Below are 15,746 nucleotides of genomic sequence, written 5' to 3'. Positions count from 1 at the left end.
AACGTCAACTTGTCTGGGCACTTACAAAAAATAGTAGTTTTTCTTTGCAATTATGATTAAATCGCTTATGATGTAAGATAGAAGGTTTACTTAAGAGGAGATATGAACATGAAACGTGCGCGTATTATTTACAATCCAACTTCTGGACGTGAAGTGTTTAAAAGAGAACTAGCGGAAGTATTGAAAAGGTTTGAGCAAGCAGGTTATGAAACATCGACACATGCCACCACATGTGAAGGAGATGGGGTTCAAGCTGCTCGATATGCCGTGGAACAAAAATTCGATCTAATCATAGCTGCTGGTGGAGATGGGACGGTTAATGAAGTAGTACAAGGTATAGCTGAACAGGATTATCGGCCTCAACTTGCAATTATTCCAGTTGGTACGACGAATGACTTTGCTCGTGCGCTCGGGATCCCAAGGGAAATTCAGAAGGCGGTTGACGTGATTTTAGAACATAATGTTAGGTCACTTGACATTGGAAAAGTGAATGACCAATACTTTATGAACATTGCTGGTGGAGGTAAATTGACAGAGCTTACTTATGAGGTGCCAAGTAAACTTAAAACAATGCTTGGTCAGCTAGCTTATTATTTAAAAGGAATTGAGATGCTTCCTTCACTAAAGCCAACGAAAGTAAAAATTGAATATGATGGTAAGGTTTTAGAAGAAGAAATCATGTTATTTTTAGTATCAAATACAAACTCTGTTGGTGGATTTGAAAAACTAGCACCGGCAGCGAAAATGGATGACGGATATTTTGATTTAGTAATTCTTAAAAAAGCGAATTTAGCAGAATTTATTCGTATTGCTACCCTTGCGACAAGAGGAGCTCACTTAGAAGACAAACATATTTTCTATACAAAGGCCAATCGAATTAAAGTACACTCAGAAGAGAAAATGCAGTTGAATTTAGATGGGGAGTATGGTGGGCTATTGCCTGGTGAATTTGTCAATTTGTATCGTCATATTGAATTTTTTGTTTCGAAAGAGTTTATCGAAAAACAGGATCAAATTACAGAATAGGAAGGATACGATGTCTATAAGATAGATGTCGTATTTTTTATACGTTAGGAAATTATAAAGGATAAGGAAAGCTAACGCATCTAATGTTTCTACGAATGAGGTAATTATTTCCCAGGAAATGATGAATTTAGACAAGGAATTTCCTATTTACTTCTTACTATGATAAAATTTTGACAGCATACGATCAGACAACAAATATATCTCCAAGAAGGATGTAGATAAAATGACGAAAATAACACCTCCTGTAAAGAAAAATGAGCTGGTGGAGCTTATATTTGAAGATATAACACATGAAGGCGCAGGTGTTGGAAAGATAGGAGGCTATCCATTATTCGTTCCATACGCTCTACCAGGTGAAAAAGCCAAAGTAAAGGTGATTAATGTAAAGAAAAACTTTGGATTTGGTAAATTGGTAGAAACGGTCGAAGAAAGTCCTGCAAGAGTAGACCCTCCTTGTAATGTTTATTACAAATGCGGTGGTTGTCAGCTACAACATATGAGCTATGAGATGCAGCTAGAAATGAAAAGAAACCAGGTGCAAAATGCACTGAAAAAGATTGGGCATATAGTGGATATTCCTATCCATCCAACAATCGGAATGGAGGATCCATGGCGTTATCGGAATAAAGTGCAAATTCCTGTTGGATCGCAAAATGGCGAGCTTATTACAGGATTTTATCGCAAAAGAAGCCATGATATTATCGATGATATGGAACGGTGTATCATTACCGATGAAGTCAATGATCGAATGATTGATGCTGTAAGAGAGATTGCCAACAGGCTGGGGATCTCTGCCTATGATGAAGAAAAAAATCGTGGTCTATTACGACATATTATGGTTCGTTCTGGTCAAGAAACTAAACAAACGATGATTGTTCTTATAACGAAGAAGGAAAAAATACCGGCATTAGAAAAGCTTGTAGATGAGATAGTGAAAACATATTCAGAAGTAAAGTCAGTCGTGCAAAATATCAACCCTGAACGGACGAATGTCATCTTAGGTAAGAAATCAAAGGTGCTTTGGGGAGACCCTTATATCTATGACGAAATCGGTGGTATTCGTTTTGCTATCTCCGCCAAATCCTTCTACCAAGTCAATCCTGTCCAAACGAAAAAATTATATGACAAAGCATTAGAATATGCAGCTTTAACAGGAAAAGAGACAGTAATTGATGCATACTGCGGAATAGGTACCATCTCCTTGTTTCTAGCGAAAAATGCGAAAAAGGTCTATGGAGTAGAAGTGGTGCCTGAAGCGATCTCAGATGCGAAGGAAAATGCAAAACTAAATCAGATAGAAAATGCCGAATTTTTTGTAGGGCAAGCCGAAAAGGTTATGCCATGGTGGAAAGCTCAAGGATTACGTCCTGATGTCATTGTTGTCGATCCTCCAAGAAAGGGCTGTGATGAATACTTTTTGCAAGCAATGATTGACATGAAGCCAAAAAGAATTGTATATGTGTCCTGTAATCCATCCACATTGGCAAGAGACTTAAAGATCTTGGATGAGGGTGGTTATGAGACGAAGGAAGTGCAGCCTGTGGATATGTTTCCGCAGACGACACATATCGAATGTGTGGCTTGGTTGGAATTGGATTTTGTAGATCAAAAATAAACTCTTGGCAACCATAATAAACTCTTGCTAATTTCACCACCAATTCTGTAAGAATAAACATTTGCTTTTCCAATAAGAAATCTAATAATTTCTCGGGTTTTCCTCAAATGGAGCCCGAGTTTTTTCATGCCCATAATAGAGTAAAGAGGGAGGAGGAAAGAATCTTATTCGATCATTCTTATCTCCGTTATTTCTTGTCATTACTGTGTTTTTTCAATATCTCATCCATGATTCAATTCAATAACAAATCAATACTCATCCACTATTTTTCTCTTTATTCTATCCCTCTTAACTCCACTATCTTTTCTCTCCTATTTTTTCATTCTATTACCAAAACTTTATTCCAACTCCGAAAAAAACGTGAAAAAACAGCCGAAAAAGGTCCGAAAAACGGTCATTTTTGATCCGAAAAAGTCTAATAATGGGGGTTCCGTAGCAAAACTTTATTTTAACTGATACGGTGGAATGGGGCTTGCAAGGGGAAAGGGAAAAGTTTTGTATTTTGATAAAGAGAGATTTGAAAATATTATTATCAAATTAGCTAAAGGTCGTGTAGCGTATGATTTTGATTTCTTGCTTTAGACTCTGAACCAACTTTAGAGTATGGATGGAAATTTGATTTAGATGATTGTGATATTTGGACTTTATCACAATCAAATGGAGAATATATATCAAAATGTACTATTAACAGTAGCAGACAAATACATTTCTTAAAAAATTAGAATTTTAGTATTTTCCTTACAAATGATAATAAAGGTTTCGTAAATTAAATAGAGTGCAACGATTTGAGGAAAAAAGAGCTAGGTGCCACTACCTGCCGGAAAAACTAAGAGGGTGAGGTTACAACTAGGTTTTGAAAAATTATCTATTTGGAATTTAGACATGAACCAGACAGTTGAACATGGGAACGTAAGGTTAATGGCTGTCGAATCATCCAATAGATTTATCATAATGATGATATTATGAATGATTAGCACCACGTTAAACAATTCAGGATATATATAAATTAAACATGCCCTTGACTCGAATAATTCTTGACTTTTTTACTAAAAAAACGGACACTGTCTTTAAGAATGTTAGCAAAAGAAAGCAGGTTAAGCATGAAGGTAAAAAGTCAAGATGCATATCCCTTATACGCTCAAATTGCAGATGATATGCGTTTAAATATTCAAACAGAAAAGTGGCCCGAGGGAGAGCGGATACCAACTGAAATGGAGCTTTGTTCGATGTATCATGTCAGTCGAATTACTATACGTAAGGCAATCGATGAGCTAATGAAGGAAGATATGCTTGTTCGCATTCGTTCAAAAGGTACATTTGTTAAAGAAGCTTTTCAGGAAGAAGACCATTTTACAGTTATTAAAGGTTTTACCCAAGAATTACAAGAGAGAGGAAAATATGCAAAAACAGTAGATGTTGAAATTCAGTTAGCTAATGCAGATAAACGAATCGCAAAGTTTCTTAATATTGAAACAGGCAGTCAGATATTGATCTTGAAACGTGTTAGAGGAGACGAGGACGCTGTATTTGCCTTCTTTATTACCTATATTGCTTATGATCGTGATTATTCAATAGACCCGAGAGATTACTATACTTCTTTTTATGCTTATTTACGTACAAAAAATATTATCGTTAACCAAGAACGAGAGTATGTGGAGGCTGTCTCACCGAATCGGGAAGTTCAGCGAAAGTTAAAAATCAAAGAATCAGAACCAGTATTAAAACGTGTCCGCTTTACTTCACAAATTACAGAAAACTTTTATGAATATACAGAATGCTTCTATATAGGTAAGAAATATCGTTATTATTTAGACTTCCATCAAAGCTGAATTATATAACAAAGCCCTTCAACCCTAGAGACAGCGCTCTTTGAAAAAGACAATTTAGCGCCATTTCTTGTGCTATAATGTTATGACAAAAGAACAATAAAGGAGGTATGTTATGTATGATGCTTTTCCAAAAACAAGAGTAAAAGTACAAGGAGGGTTTAATGGATATTCAGCAATTCAGACAGAAATACGACGAACCAAGAGTAATGTTATAGCTGTGGAATGTTATCCTGCTATAAATGAAGAGGAAATTCTAGAGCGGTTAATAGCACCGCTAGAACCGGGGTTAATTATACAAGCTACAGAACAGTTCTGTACGGTGGAAAAAGTCACAACCATGATTGAAGAAAACTTAACAGAAGATCGAATTTTTGGTGTAGTTAGTCATCATCAATTGCAAGACTTTATAGATGGAAAACAACAAGAGATATTACAACAAAAAATCCAAACTGTTTTGGCAAGTAATCAATCTGTGGTGGTATATGGAGTTGGAGCTTCTTTGCTCTACCCAGCTGATCTATTGATCTATGCAGATCTGTCCAGATGGGAAATTCAAAAAAGATATCAATCTGGCACCTATAGTAATTGGCAAGCCAATAATGCTGGAGAAGATCCTTTACGTATGATCAAACGTGGTTACTTCTTTGAGTGGCGTGTGGCGGACAGGCTCAAACAGCAATTGTTTAATTCGATTGATTATTTCCTGGACACTCATCAAGCTAATCAACCTGTAATGTTAGAGGCAACGGCTTATTTTGAAGCATTAGAGCAGATTGCCAGACAGCCTTTTCGTTTAGTGCCATTCTTTGATCCTGGAGTCTGGGGTGGTAACTGGATGCAGGAAACCTTTGAAGTGGAACAGTATAAGGACAATTTGGCATGGAGTTTTGATGGTGTTCCAGAGGAGAACAGCTTATTGCTGGCAACAAATACAATTCAGATGGAAATCCCAGCTAATAATCTTGTATTCTATCAACCTGCAGCTTTATTGGGCGAACGAGTCTATGATCAATTAGGCAAAGAATTTCCAATCCGTTTTAATTACTTGGATACAGTAGGGGGCGGTAATCTCAGCCTGCAAGTGCATCCATTAGTAGAGTATGTACAGAAGACATTTGGCATGACCTATACGCAAGATGAGAGTTATTACATTATAGAGGCGAAGGATCAGGCCTCACTCTATTTAGGGGTTAAAAATGGTACCAATAAAAAAGAATTAATGAAAGCGTTGCAACATTCAGCTTCAAGCGGTGAGCGTTTTCCTGATGAACAATATATTTATCAGCGTCCAGTGAAAAAACATGATCATTATTCCATTCCAGCAGGAACTATTCATAGTGCGGGTGCGAACACCGTGGTATTAGAAATAAGTGCTACTCCTAATCGTTTTACCTTTAAACTTTGGGATTGGGGTCGGCTTGGTTTAGATGGCTTGCCTCGTCCTGTCCATTTAAATCATGGAGAGCCTAATATTGTGATATCACGTGATCAAGACTGGGTAGAACAAGAATTATGCAATCAAATGGAGCTTATCGCTGAATATCCAGAATGGCAGGAAGAACGTACAGGGCTTCATAAAACGGAATTTATTGAAACGAGAAGACATACCTTTACTGGCAAGGTTTTGCATCAAACTCATGGCAGCGTCAATATGTTGAATTTGGTCGAAGGGGAAGAGGCAATTATTGAGAGCCTTGATCACAGTTTTGATCCGTTTGTGGTGCACTATGGAGAAACCTTTATTATTCCGGAATCAGTGAAACAATATACGATCCAGCCGTATGGCAGGAGTATAGGTAAACAATTAATGACAATTAAGGCATTTGTGCGCTAAATCATAGGAGGGGGAATAGTGTCTCAAATGTTTTATCTATGTTTAGACATAGGCGGTACCGAAATAAAGGTGAATATACTAGATCAAAATTATCAATGTTTCTATCCAGAAGATTATCATTACCCATCTAAGGCACAATCTAGCAAACAAGAGATTCTCAAACATTTTACAGTAATTTTGGAGGAACAATTACAGAACTTCAAAGGCTCGATACAAGGAATTGGCTTTGCCTTCCCTGGTCCATTTGATTATTTCCATGGGGTTAGTTTAATGCAAGGATTAGGGAAGTTTGAGTCGCTCTATCAAGTAAATATAGCTAACTTTGTTCAACAATGGCTGCTATCTCAAAGATACACAAGTGGGTTTCCAATTTGCTTTGAAAATGATGCGGTTGCTTTTGCCATCGGAGAGTATCAGGAAGGTGTTGCCAAGCAAGCAGAGAAAATGATCTGCCTTACTCTTGGGACAGGATTTGGTTCCACTTTTATTGAGCAGGGGCGAGTAGTTCGCAGTCAGTATGGTTTGCCAGACAGTGGTATGCTTTATCAACAGCCCTTCTTAGATGGTGTAATTGAGAATTACTTATCGGCTAATGGTCTAGCTAGCATTGCTCAGCAATTTTCGTTGGAAGATTGGGATGGATTAAGCGTATCAAAGGCAGCAGCTGCTGGCTCTAATGAAGCCCAGCAGGTGTTTCACCAATTTGGAGTAATGGTTGGAATAGCACTCCACCCTTATGTACATGCCTTTGCGCCAGATTGTATCGTCTTCGGTGGACAAATTTCGAAGAGTTTTACCTGGATGGAAAAAGGTATTGAAGCAGGTATGGATTATCAAAAATCACTGGATATGATCGCAAGCCCGTATGGTTCAAGGAGTACATATAAAGGTTTATGTCACCAATTAAAGCAACTGTAAATAATAGGAGGATGAAAGATGAAGAAAAAGTGGAAATTACAACTGATCCATCATTCGCACACTGATATTGGCTATACCGATCGACAAGAAAAGATTGAACGTCACCATGTAGAATATATCAAATCGGTCCTTGATATATTAGAAGCGAGTGAGAATGGCTCTAGACCGGAATGGAAAGGGTATAAATGGACATGTGAAAACTATTGGCAGGTTGAGCGGTTCTTTGAGCAAAGTAGTGATAGTGACAAACAGAAATTTATCCAATATGTACAGTCAGGTCAGATTGATATCTCTTTAACCTATTTGAATATGACTGACCTTGTCGATAATGACATTTTAGATGCTATGTTTAAAAAAGGAAGAAAATTCTCTAATGAACATCAGCTTGATTTGGATTCAGCTATGACAGCAGATATCAATGGATTTTCATGGGGATATGCAGAAACAATGCATCAGAACAGCATTGTAAATCTCTATTCCTGTTTACATACTCATCATGGCATGTTCCCGCTCTATAAGAAACAGATCCCCTTCTGGTGGGAAACACCAAATGGAAACAAGATTTTAGTTTGGAATGGTGACCATTATCAAATTGGTAATGATTTTATGTTGATTCCAAATAGCTATCGCATAGATAATGGGACAGAGATAGTTACATCAGATGATCAAATGGCCATTGCAGAGCAGCGTATTTTCGAATATTTGGAGAACCTGGAAGCAGAAGACTATCCCTTCGATTTTGTTCCTAATATGATTTCAGGGATTGTAACCGATAATTCACCACCTAATCCTCGGCTAATTGAAATGATTCATAAATGGAATGATAAGCATGGCGGTCAAGTGGAGATTGAATTAGCTACTCTACATCAGTTCTTTGATTTTCTACGTAAACAGGAGCTTGATCTTCCAGTGTATGCAGGTGACTGGACAGACTGGTGGTCAGATGGAGTTGGCTCCACCCCTGCCCCAACTAAGATCTATCGGGATGCTCAACAGAAGTATCACTTATCACAGAAACTAGATCCACAAGGTAAATGGGGGCGTGAATCTCTTTTGCAAGAAGCGGAGTATCAATTGATGTTATATGCAGAGCATACATGGGGTTATGCCTCTTCCGTCAGTGAACCGTGGAATACGCTTGTGAATGATTTAGACTATCGTAAGGCAGCCTATGCTATTAACGCCAATCGCCTTATTTCACAACATTTGGATCAGATACTTGGTCACTTGGGAGAAGTGCCACCAACAATTGATCGGGAAAAGTATTTTAAAGTAGTCAATCCCCATGATTATCCAGTGACAGATTATGCTACTGTACCGATAAAACATTGGGAACATATCGATGGCAGGTATTTAGCATGGGATCGAGACAATTATATTGATGTGATCGATTGTGAAACAAACGAGAAACTTGCTGCCCAGCTTACACCAATACCAAATGGTGATGTCATTGAATTTGCCATTTCTTTAGCGACAAAGGAAGAGAAGCTGTTGAAATTAGTGAAAGGTGAAGCACCAAAGAATCCACGACACGCTAACCATTCACATATTGGCACTGACAGAGTAGAAGATATTGCTCCTTATCCGGGTTATGAAGGTGTACCGGATACTCATGTAGTAGAAACCAAACACTATCGATTAGCTTTTGATCAGCAATCAGGAATTACATCCTTACGTGATAAGAAAAATAAAAGAGAATTGATCCATCCAGACGCACTATATGCACCTTTTACAGGAGTATATGAGAAGACACCAATTACAACGGATGCCTGTACTGAAAGAAGATTGATGGGACGAAATCGTAAAGGGAGATTGGCAGATCGTTATACTGCTAGTCTAAAACATATCGATATAACTAAAGACGGAGATTTATTTACTGCCGTTCAAATGGATTTTGAACTAGAAGGTACACAGATGTACACGGTGATCCTTAAGGTCTATAAAGAACTGCCGAAAATTGCTGTAACGGTTAGAATTCAAAAGCAGAATGAGTGGGCACCGGAAAATCTTTATATTCCACTGCCATTTAGTGCGGACAAAGATGGTGAACTATTTATTGAAAAGACTGGTGCAGTGCTTCGACCGGCAATTGATCAACTGCCAGGAACTAATACGGAGTTTTTCTGCTTACAGAATGGGCTTGCCTTTACAGGAACAGACAGTTCACTTCTAATAGCAATCAAAGATACACCACTGATTACCTTAGATTCTTTAGCACATCATCCTATTGAATTAGCAAATGATCAGCAGCATGACAAGAATCGACAACCCGTTTATTCTTGGATTATGAATAATTTCTGGGAAACAAATTTCAAGGTTGATTTATCAGGTTTCTATGAGTTTGACTATCAATTATATCTTGTTTCTGAGCAGCAGAATCCAAAACGATTATTGGAAAAGTGTCAACAATTAAATCAAGGCCTGCTTGCATTCCCGGTTAACCCTAGTAGGGAAGGAGCTTGATGATGAAAAAATTGCATGTCGTGTTTAAGACACACTTAGATCTTGGTTTTACTGACCTTGTCGAGAAAGTAATGGATACCTATCTCTATGATTTTATCCCAAGAGCGATTGAGATAGGGGAGGACTTGCCAGACAAGTTCACATGGACAACACAGGTTCCATGGCTCATTGCACATTATTTAAATCATCCTGATGTATTTGAAGAAGCAAAAGAACGATTGAGATCAGCAATTAAAGCAGGAACAATTAAGTGGCATGGCCTCCCTGTAACTTTCCATACCGAATTAATGGATCGAGAGCTGTTTGAATGCAGCCTCTCGATCTCAATTTTGTTTTAGAGAATGATGTAAACAAGCGAAATAAAAGCGAGAAATTCCCCCATTCCCCCGATTCATGGTAATACGCCGTAGTATATGTCCAGTTCTGGAGAAATCCCATCTTAAGATGAGTTGAATGAAGAAAGGGAAAAATAGTTTCCATCTATATACGATATGGTAATGAAACTGCTTAAAAAAACTAAATTTAAGAAAATACGAAAAACACTTGTTAGCCAAGTGATGGGTAGAGTATTAGAAATTGATTCAGATACAGGGATGAACTTTCCTCACTAACACAATGCAACACATATCTAATGTATGTCTTGGTTGGAATTGGATTTTTCTAACGAAAATAAACATCTCTCAGTAAAAATAAATAATTCCATTTCAGACCCGATTTTTGTGAAAATAACTGTTCCGATTTCTGGGTCTGTTTCACGTCCATCCCTTGACCTGAAAACTTTATTTTAAAACGGAAAAAAGTGAAAAACAGGCGGCAAAGGGCATAGAAATGCTGGAAGCCGGGCTCGAGGTATGTGTTTTAAGGAATGTTTATTTTGGTTTCAAAGTAACATTCTCGGTGTAGTTATATTTGACATTTTTATTATAAATTTTATAATGAAAATATATTCATTCATTATAAAAGGAGGATCCAAATGCTAACTAGAGATTATAAGCTAACGATTACTAAAGCTGGTAAAATAGATAAAGATATTGATGTAAGAACTCAGATGAGCCAAATATTTGCTGAGGGATTTGCACAATGGCTTGGTTATTTTTCAAAGGATAAAAACATCCTTTCGAAGGCTTTTGCACATATGTTTGTTTTAGACCAATTTTATGTGGCTATAGTGGATAAGAAAGTCGCCGGAATGACTGCATGTACAGATGGAAGCAGACTATCCGTACGATTAAATAAAAAGGAGTTGAGAAAGCATTTAGGTTTTATTAAGGGGAGCATGGCAAGTATCTTTCTTAAAAAGGAATTTGAATCCCCTTATGAGGATTTTCCAGCCAACACAGGTTCTATCGAGTTTGTTGGAACAGCTTCTGATTTCAGAGGTAAGGGCATAGCTTCACAAATTATTCAGTATATTATTCAAAACACACCTTATAATGATTATTTAATAGAAGAGGTTGCTGACACGAATATCCCAGCAATGCATCTGTATGAGAAGTTAGGATTTGAAGAATACAAGAGAAAGCCTATACCAGTAAAGATAGCGAAGAGAAACGGTATCAACAACCTATTATCATTAAGGTACATGAAAAAATAAAGATAGAATTTCTTGTTAGAGGAGGGAGAACGCTTGCCTAGAACAAAAGAACAATTTGAAGCAATGAGATTGGCTACTAAAGAAAAAATACATTCTGCTGCTATTAAACTATTTGCTAAAAAAGGCTTTGCGGCAACTGGAATTCAAGATATTGCAAAAAGTGCTGGCATCAGCATCGGTCTATTATATCGTCATTACAAGACGAAAGATGATCTATTTAATGATCTTGTTTCCTATGCTACTGCAGGCATTGAACGCATTATAGGGCGGTTTAAGAGCGACTTGTCTCCAAATGAAGTTTTCCGAGAATTTACTTTTGAAATTTTAAATGATTTTAAGAAGGATGATGAATTCGCAAACTTTCTTATGATTATGAACCAGTCTTTTACAATGGATAATTCATCACATCAAGTTCAACAACTGAAAAAGAAAAGTGAAGCTATGATAAAACAAACCGCGGTTCTTATTAAAAAAGGTCAGAAACTAGGTCAGTTTAAAAATGGAAATGCTACAGAAATGGCTTATTACTATTTTGCTTCAATACAAGGGTTAGCGATGATGAAATTATTATTAGGCGAACAATTTATTACACCGAGCTTAAACTTAGTCACATCCGCTATAGTTAAGGAGGACTTTTAAAAAATTGACAGAAAAATATTTCTCTTAACTCTAGAACTCATTATTCTACTATCTAACTAAAACTCGGTTTTTTCTTCTCTCCATTACGTTGTACAAAAAGAATAACCTATTAGAAAAACGATTAATAGGAACGAAACGTAGATTGTTCTAGCTGTCGAATAATTCGACCGTTGATTTTTGTTAACAATAAAGTTCAAGTTACTAATATATCAAACCCTTGATATTTGGACCTTGATTCGGATAAAATAGTCTTTGGTGATTTTGGAATCTTTTCGTTCCAAGTGATTTTCTTTTTTCCTTTTACTCCATAAGGTGGTTTAGAAAACCAACTGAGATTTTTATTGGAATGAAGTAGTAAAAGGTAATTTTTAATGTTAAAAAGTGTGTAACAGAGACATTTATGTTGGACAAGTATTTGGCCTGTTACCCCTAGATGAGAGGATTGGAATTTTAAATATGAAAGATAATTTTTGGCGTGAATTACCACGACCGTTTTTTATATTAGCACCAATGGAGGACGTGACAGATGTCGTGTTTCGCCATGTAGTAAGTGAAGCAGGTAGACCTGATGTATTTTTTACAGAGTTTACAAATACGGAGAGTTATTGTCACCCAGAGGGTAATCAAAGCGTTCGTGGGCGTTTGACTTTTACAGAAGATGAACAACCAATTGTAGCCCACATATGGGGAGATAAGCCTGAATACTTTCGAGAAATGAGTATTGGGATGGCGAAGCAAGGTTTTCGAGGGATTGATATCAATATGGGCTGTCCTGCACCTAATGTGGCAGGGAATGGCAAGGGGTGTGGCCTTATCCGTCGTCCTGAAGTTGCAGCAGAGCTCATACAAGCAGCAAAGGCAGGAGGGTTACCTGTAAGTGTAAAAACTAGGCTTGGTTACACCTATGTAGAGGAATGGAAGGATTGGTTGACACACCTATTGAAACAAGACATTGTGAATCTATCCATTCATCTCCGTACAAAAAAGGAAATGAGCAAAGTAGACGCACATTGGGAGCTTATTCCAGAAATTAAGAAACTTCGTGACAAGGTGGCACCAGATACACTTTTAACTATTAATGGAGATATACCCGACCGTCAGACAGGCTTGAAGCTTGCTCATCAGTACGAGGTGGATGGGGTGATGATTGGACGTGGTGTTTTTACCAATCCATTTGCCTTTGAGCTGCAACAGCGGGACCATAGTAGTAAAGAATTGCTCGATCTTTTGAGACTGCACTTGGATCTCTTTGATGAGTATTCGAAATTAGAACCTCGTTTGTTCAAGCCTCTTCGTCGCTTTTTTAAGATATATGTTCGTGGATTTCGAGGTGCAAGTGAATTAAGAAATCAGTTGATGAGCACAGAATCAACGGATGAAGTGCGTGAACTGCTTGATGATTTTGAACAAAAGAATATGGATGAGACTTTGTGAAAATATACCTTGTCTCAATAAAAAACAGTCTCTAAATGGGAGACTGTTTTTTTGAAATTAAATTAAGATTCATTGTGATCTTCGCGATTAGCTTCTTTCATCGGCAAAAATTCAAAAATCTCACCAGTCTCAATGGAATGAGCAAGTCGCTCTAACCAGTGGCAATAGCTTTTGTATTCCTCAAGTTGTTGCAAATCTTGTTGTGCCCGCTGCTTTAATTTTTCATTAACTTCCTCATCATGAAGTACTTCTTGTAATTTTTTGATTGCATCATTAATAGAGGATAGATTTAATTTAGCTTCTCTTTCCCATTTATCCCCGAAAAAGTTAGAGAAATATTGAAAGAAATCTTTTTCAGCCATAAATAAGTCCTTACGAGAACCTTTTTTCCAGACTTTCTTTACAATGTTGATATCCTGTAGCTTTCTTACAGCAGTACTCATGCTTGGTTTACTCATGCCAAGATCATTTTTCATATCATCGAGAGTCAATGGGTCATGTTTGAAATACATCGTTGCGTAAAGTCTTCCGATAGATGGTGTGACACCATAGAGATCCATTGTTTCGGCAATGGAGTTAATGACTTCACGTTCTGCATCCTCTAGCAATTCTTCTGCCTTCTGCTGTTTTGCACCATACTTATCTTCCAATGTTAACCCTCATTTCTTCTTATTATATAAATTAAAATAGTTAAATTTAATTTTAATTACTTTAATTTTAACTATAACGCATCTTTCGTGAAAATCAAAATTAATTTTACTAAAAATAGTGGTTTGTTTACAATGAAAAACGAATATGATATATTTAACTTGTTAAATACGTTAAGAAATAATTTAACAAAATTAATCAAGGGGGCAACTTTATGAAAAAAATGTTCATCAACGGGGAATGGACAGAAGCTCGCTCCGGGGAGAAGAGAAGCATCATCAACCCGTTTAATCAAGAAATTATTGCAACAGTAACAGAAGGAAACGAGGAAGATGCAAAATTAGCTATATCAGCTGCTCGAGAAGCCTTTGATTATGGCGATTGGAAATATACACCTGCAAATGAACGTGGGAAAAAAGTACTTGAAATTGCAAGTTTGATTGAAAGGGATAAAGAAGAACTAGCAGAATTAGAATCACTGGATACGGGAAAAACCATCACAGAAAGTCGTGCAGATATGGACGATATCGTGGAAGTTTTCCGCTATTTTGCTGGTTTAGCGGATAAAGATGGTGGTGAAATCATTGATTCACCGATTCCGAATAGCCAGAGTAAGGTTGTTCGAGAACCTGTCGGAGTTTGTGGTCAAATCACACCATGGAACTACCCACTCTTACAAGCAGCTTGGAAGATAGCTCCTGCACTTGCTGTGGGCAATACGATTGTCATCAAGCCAAGTGAAATCACTCCTTTAACTACCATTAAAGTGACAGAACTAATGGAGGAAGTAGGTTTTCCAAAAGGGGTAGTCAATCTTGTCCTCGGTAAAGGGAATACAGTTGGTAACGAACTAGCCGTGAGCAATGATGTTGATCTTATATCTTTCACTGGGGGAATCTCTACAGGGAAGAAAATCATGCAGGCTGCAAGCGAAAATGTAAAAAAAATTGCGCTTGAACTTGGAGGGAAAAACCCGAATATTGTTTTTGCGGATGCTGACTTTGACACAGCAGTTGATCAGGCTATGAATGCTGTATTCTTTCATGCAGGACAAGTTTGCTCAGCTGGTGCTAGGTTGCTAGTAGAAGATTCTATACATGACCGTTTTGTTGAAGCACTTGCTGAAAGGACAAAACGAATTAAATTAGGAAATGGATTTAATGGAGAAACTCAATCTGGACCATTAATATCCGAAGAGCATCGAGCGAAAGTAGAAAAATACGTGGACATCGGAAAGCAGGAAGGAGCAAATGTGTTAGTTGGAGGCTCACGTCCTGAAGAACCTGAACTGCAAAACGGCTTTTTCTATTTGCCTACAATATTAACGAACTGTCATTCTACTATGCGCATCGTACAGGAGGAAGTATTTGGTCCTGTTTTAACGGTTGAACGCTTTAAAGATGAAGACGAGGCAGTGCGACTTGCTAATGACACGATTTACGGGTTAGCTGGTGCAGTATGGACCAAGGATGTTGATAAAGCAGAGCGTGTTGCAGCTGCATTACGGATGGGAACCGTGTGGATTAATGATTTCCATCCATATTTTGCTCAAGCCCCATGGGGTGGATATAAACAGTCAGGTATAGGGCGAGAATTAGGGAAGCTTGGATTAGAAGAGTATACAGAAACGAAACACATTTATCGCAACCTTAAACCAACACCGCTTCATTGGTTTAAGTGATTTTACTATAAACGTAGGGGAGACTTTGGGCAAGTAGTACGATATCCTTGCCCAATTATTGTTGC

The 15,746-nt window shown here is 37.5% G+C and carries 13 protein-coding genes; 12 read left to right on the top strand and 1 reads right to left on the bottom strand.

The genetic code is table 11. The features are described 5' to 3' along the window. Positions 1-108 precede the first annotated feature (108 nt). The 11 genes from ACZ5R4_RS08475 to ACZ5R4_RS08425 all read left to right on the top strand — a co-directional run bounded on the left by ACZ5R4_RS08475 (position 109) and on the right by ACZ5R4_RS08425 (position 13,352). On the top strand, positions 109-1,026 hold the full coding sequence (locus ACZ5R4_RS08475; RefSeq protein WP_109983907.1) for a diacylglycerol kinase: 918 nt from the start codon (positions 109-111) through the stop codon (positions 1,024-1,026). Between the two features lie 223 nt (positions 1,027-1,249). Further along, positions 1,250-2,641: a 23S rRNA (uracil(1939)-C(5))-methyltransferase RlmD gene (rlmD, locus tag ACZ5R4_RS08470; protein ID WP_464368340.1), complete on the top strand. Its 1,392-nt coding sequence runs from the start codon at positions 1,250-1,252 to the stop codon at positions 2,639-2,641. 804 nt (positions 2,642-3,445) lie between these two features. Then, positions 3,446-3,607 (top strand): fibronectin type III-like domain-contianing protein, encoded by a 162-nt coding sequence (locus ACZ5R4_RS08465; RefSeq protein ID WP_425454569.1) that lies wholly within the window; start codon positions 3,446-3,448, stop codon positions 3,605-3,607. A gap of 134 nt (positions 3,608-3,741) precedes the next feature. After that, positions 3,742-4,470, top strand: coding sequence for a GntR family transcriptional regulator (locus ACZ5R4_RS08460; protein WP_054861526.1), 729 nt, complete (start codon positions 3,742-3,744; stop codon positions 4,468-4,470). Between the two features lie 112 nt (positions 4,471-4,582). After that, entirely contained in the window at positions 4,583-6,304 is a 1,722-nt protein-coding gene (locus tag ACZ5R4_RS08455; protein WP_464368339.1) for a class I mannose-6-phosphate isomerase, read from the top strand. 27 nt (positions 6,305-6,331) lie between these two features. Beyond that, on the top strand, positions 6,332-7,222 hold the full coding sequence (locus tag ACZ5R4_RS08450) for an ROK family protein (protein WP_245902290.1): 891 nt from the start codon (positions 6,332-6,334) through the stop codon (positions 7,220-7,222). 18 nt (positions 7,223-7,240) lie between these two features. Then, positions 7,241-9,685 (top strand): glycoside hydrolase family 38 N-terminal domain-containing protein, encoded by a 2,445-nt coding sequence (locus tag ACZ5R4_RS08445; protein ID WP_464368338.1) that lies wholly within the window; start codon positions 7,241-7,243, stop codon positions 9,683-9,685. 2 nt (positions 9,686-9,687) lie between these two features. Beyond that, a complete protein-coding gene (locus ACZ5R4_RS08440; RefSeq protein WP_347836615.1) occupies positions 9,688-10,023 on the top strand; it encodes a hypothetical protein in 336 nt (111 codons plus the stop codon). 635 nt (positions 10,024-10,658) lie between these two features. Next, the gene (locus ACZ5R4_RS08435) at positions 10,659-11,279 is read left to right on the top strand and encodes a GNAT family N-acetyltransferase (protein ID WP_464368337.1); all 621 of its coding nucleotides are present in this window, start codon (positions 10,659-10,661) and stop codon (positions 11,277-11,279) included. 33 nt (positions 11,280-11,312) lie between these two features. Then, entirely contained in the window at positions 11,313-11,918 is a 606-nt protein-coding gene (locus ACZ5R4_RS08430) for a TetR/AcrR family transcriptional regulator (RefSeq protein ID WP_464368336.1), read from the top strand. A 456-nt stretch (positions 11,919-12,374) separates the two neighbouring features. Then, entirely contained in the window at positions 12,375-13,352 is a 978-nt protein-coding gene (locus tag ACZ5R4_RS08425) for a tRNA dihydrouridine synthase (protein WP_109983916.1), read from the top strand. 62 nt (positions 13,353-13,414) lie between these two features. On the opposite strand, the gene cudC is transcribed toward ACZ5R4_RS08425, so the two are convergent. Next, a complete protein-coding gene (gene cudC, locus ACZ5R4_RS08420; RefSeq protein ID WP_425454568.1) occupies positions 13,415-14,002 on the bottom strand; it encodes a choline uptake/conversion transcriptional regulator CudC in 588 nt (195 codons plus the stop codon). A gap of 212 nt (positions 14,003-14,214) precedes the next feature. Between cudC and betB the strand changes: the two genes are divergently transcribed. Continuing rightward, positions 14,215-15,681 (top strand): betaine-aldehyde dehydrogenase, encoded by a 1,467-nt coding sequence (gene betB / locus ACZ5R4_RS08415; RefSeq protein WP_464368335.1) that lies wholly within the window; start codon positions 14,215-14,217, stop codon positions 15,679-15,681. Positions 15,682-15,746 lie beyond the last annotated feature (65 nt).

It is taken from the genome of Gracilibacillus sp. JCM 18860, from assembly GCF_055395245.1.
This window is presented reverse-complemented; position numbering and strand designations above follow the sequence as displayed.

Bases quoted from the DNA above. Each gene is read 5' to 3' on its own strand.
- ACZ5R4_RS08475 (WP_109983907.1), top strand. From the start codon at position 109: ATGAAACGTGCGCGTATTATTTACAATCCAACTTCTGGACGTGAAGTG.
- rlmD (WP_464368340.1), top strand. From the start codon at position 1,250: ATGACGAAAATAACACCTCCTGTAAAGAAAAATGAGCTGGTGGAGCTT.
- ACZ5R4_RS08460 (WP_054861526.1), top strand. From the start codon at position 3,742: ATGAAGGTAAAAAGTCAAGATGCATATCCCTTATACGCTCAAATTGCA.
- ACZ5R4_RS08455 (WP_464368339.1), top strand. From the start codon at position 4,583: ATGTATGATGCTTTTCCAAAAACAAGAGTAAAAGTACAAGGAGGGTTT.
- ACZ5R4_RS08450 (WP_245902290.1), top strand. From the start codon at position 6,332: ATGTTTTATCTATGTTTAGACATAGGCGGTACCGAAATAAAGGTGAAT.
- ACZ5R4_RS08445 (WP_464368338.1), top strand. From the start codon at position 7,241: ATGAAGAAAAAGTGGAAATTACAACTGATCCATCATTCGCACACTGAT.
- ACZ5R4_RS08440 (WP_347836615.1), top strand. From the start codon at position 9,688: ATGAAAAAATTGCATGTCGTGTTTAAGACACACTTAGATCTTGGTTTT.
- ACZ5R4_RS08435 (WP_464368337.1), top strand. From the start codon at position 10,659: ATGCTAACTAGAGATTATAAGCTAACGATTACTAAAGCTGGTAAAATA.
- ACZ5R4_RS08425 (WP_109983916.1), top strand. From the start codon at position 12,375: ATGAAAGATAATTTTTGGCGTGAATTACCACGACCGTTTTTTATATTA.
- betB (WP_464368335.1), top strand. From the start codon at position 14,215: ATGAAAAAAATGTTCATCAACGGGGAATGGACAGAAGCTCGCTCCGGG.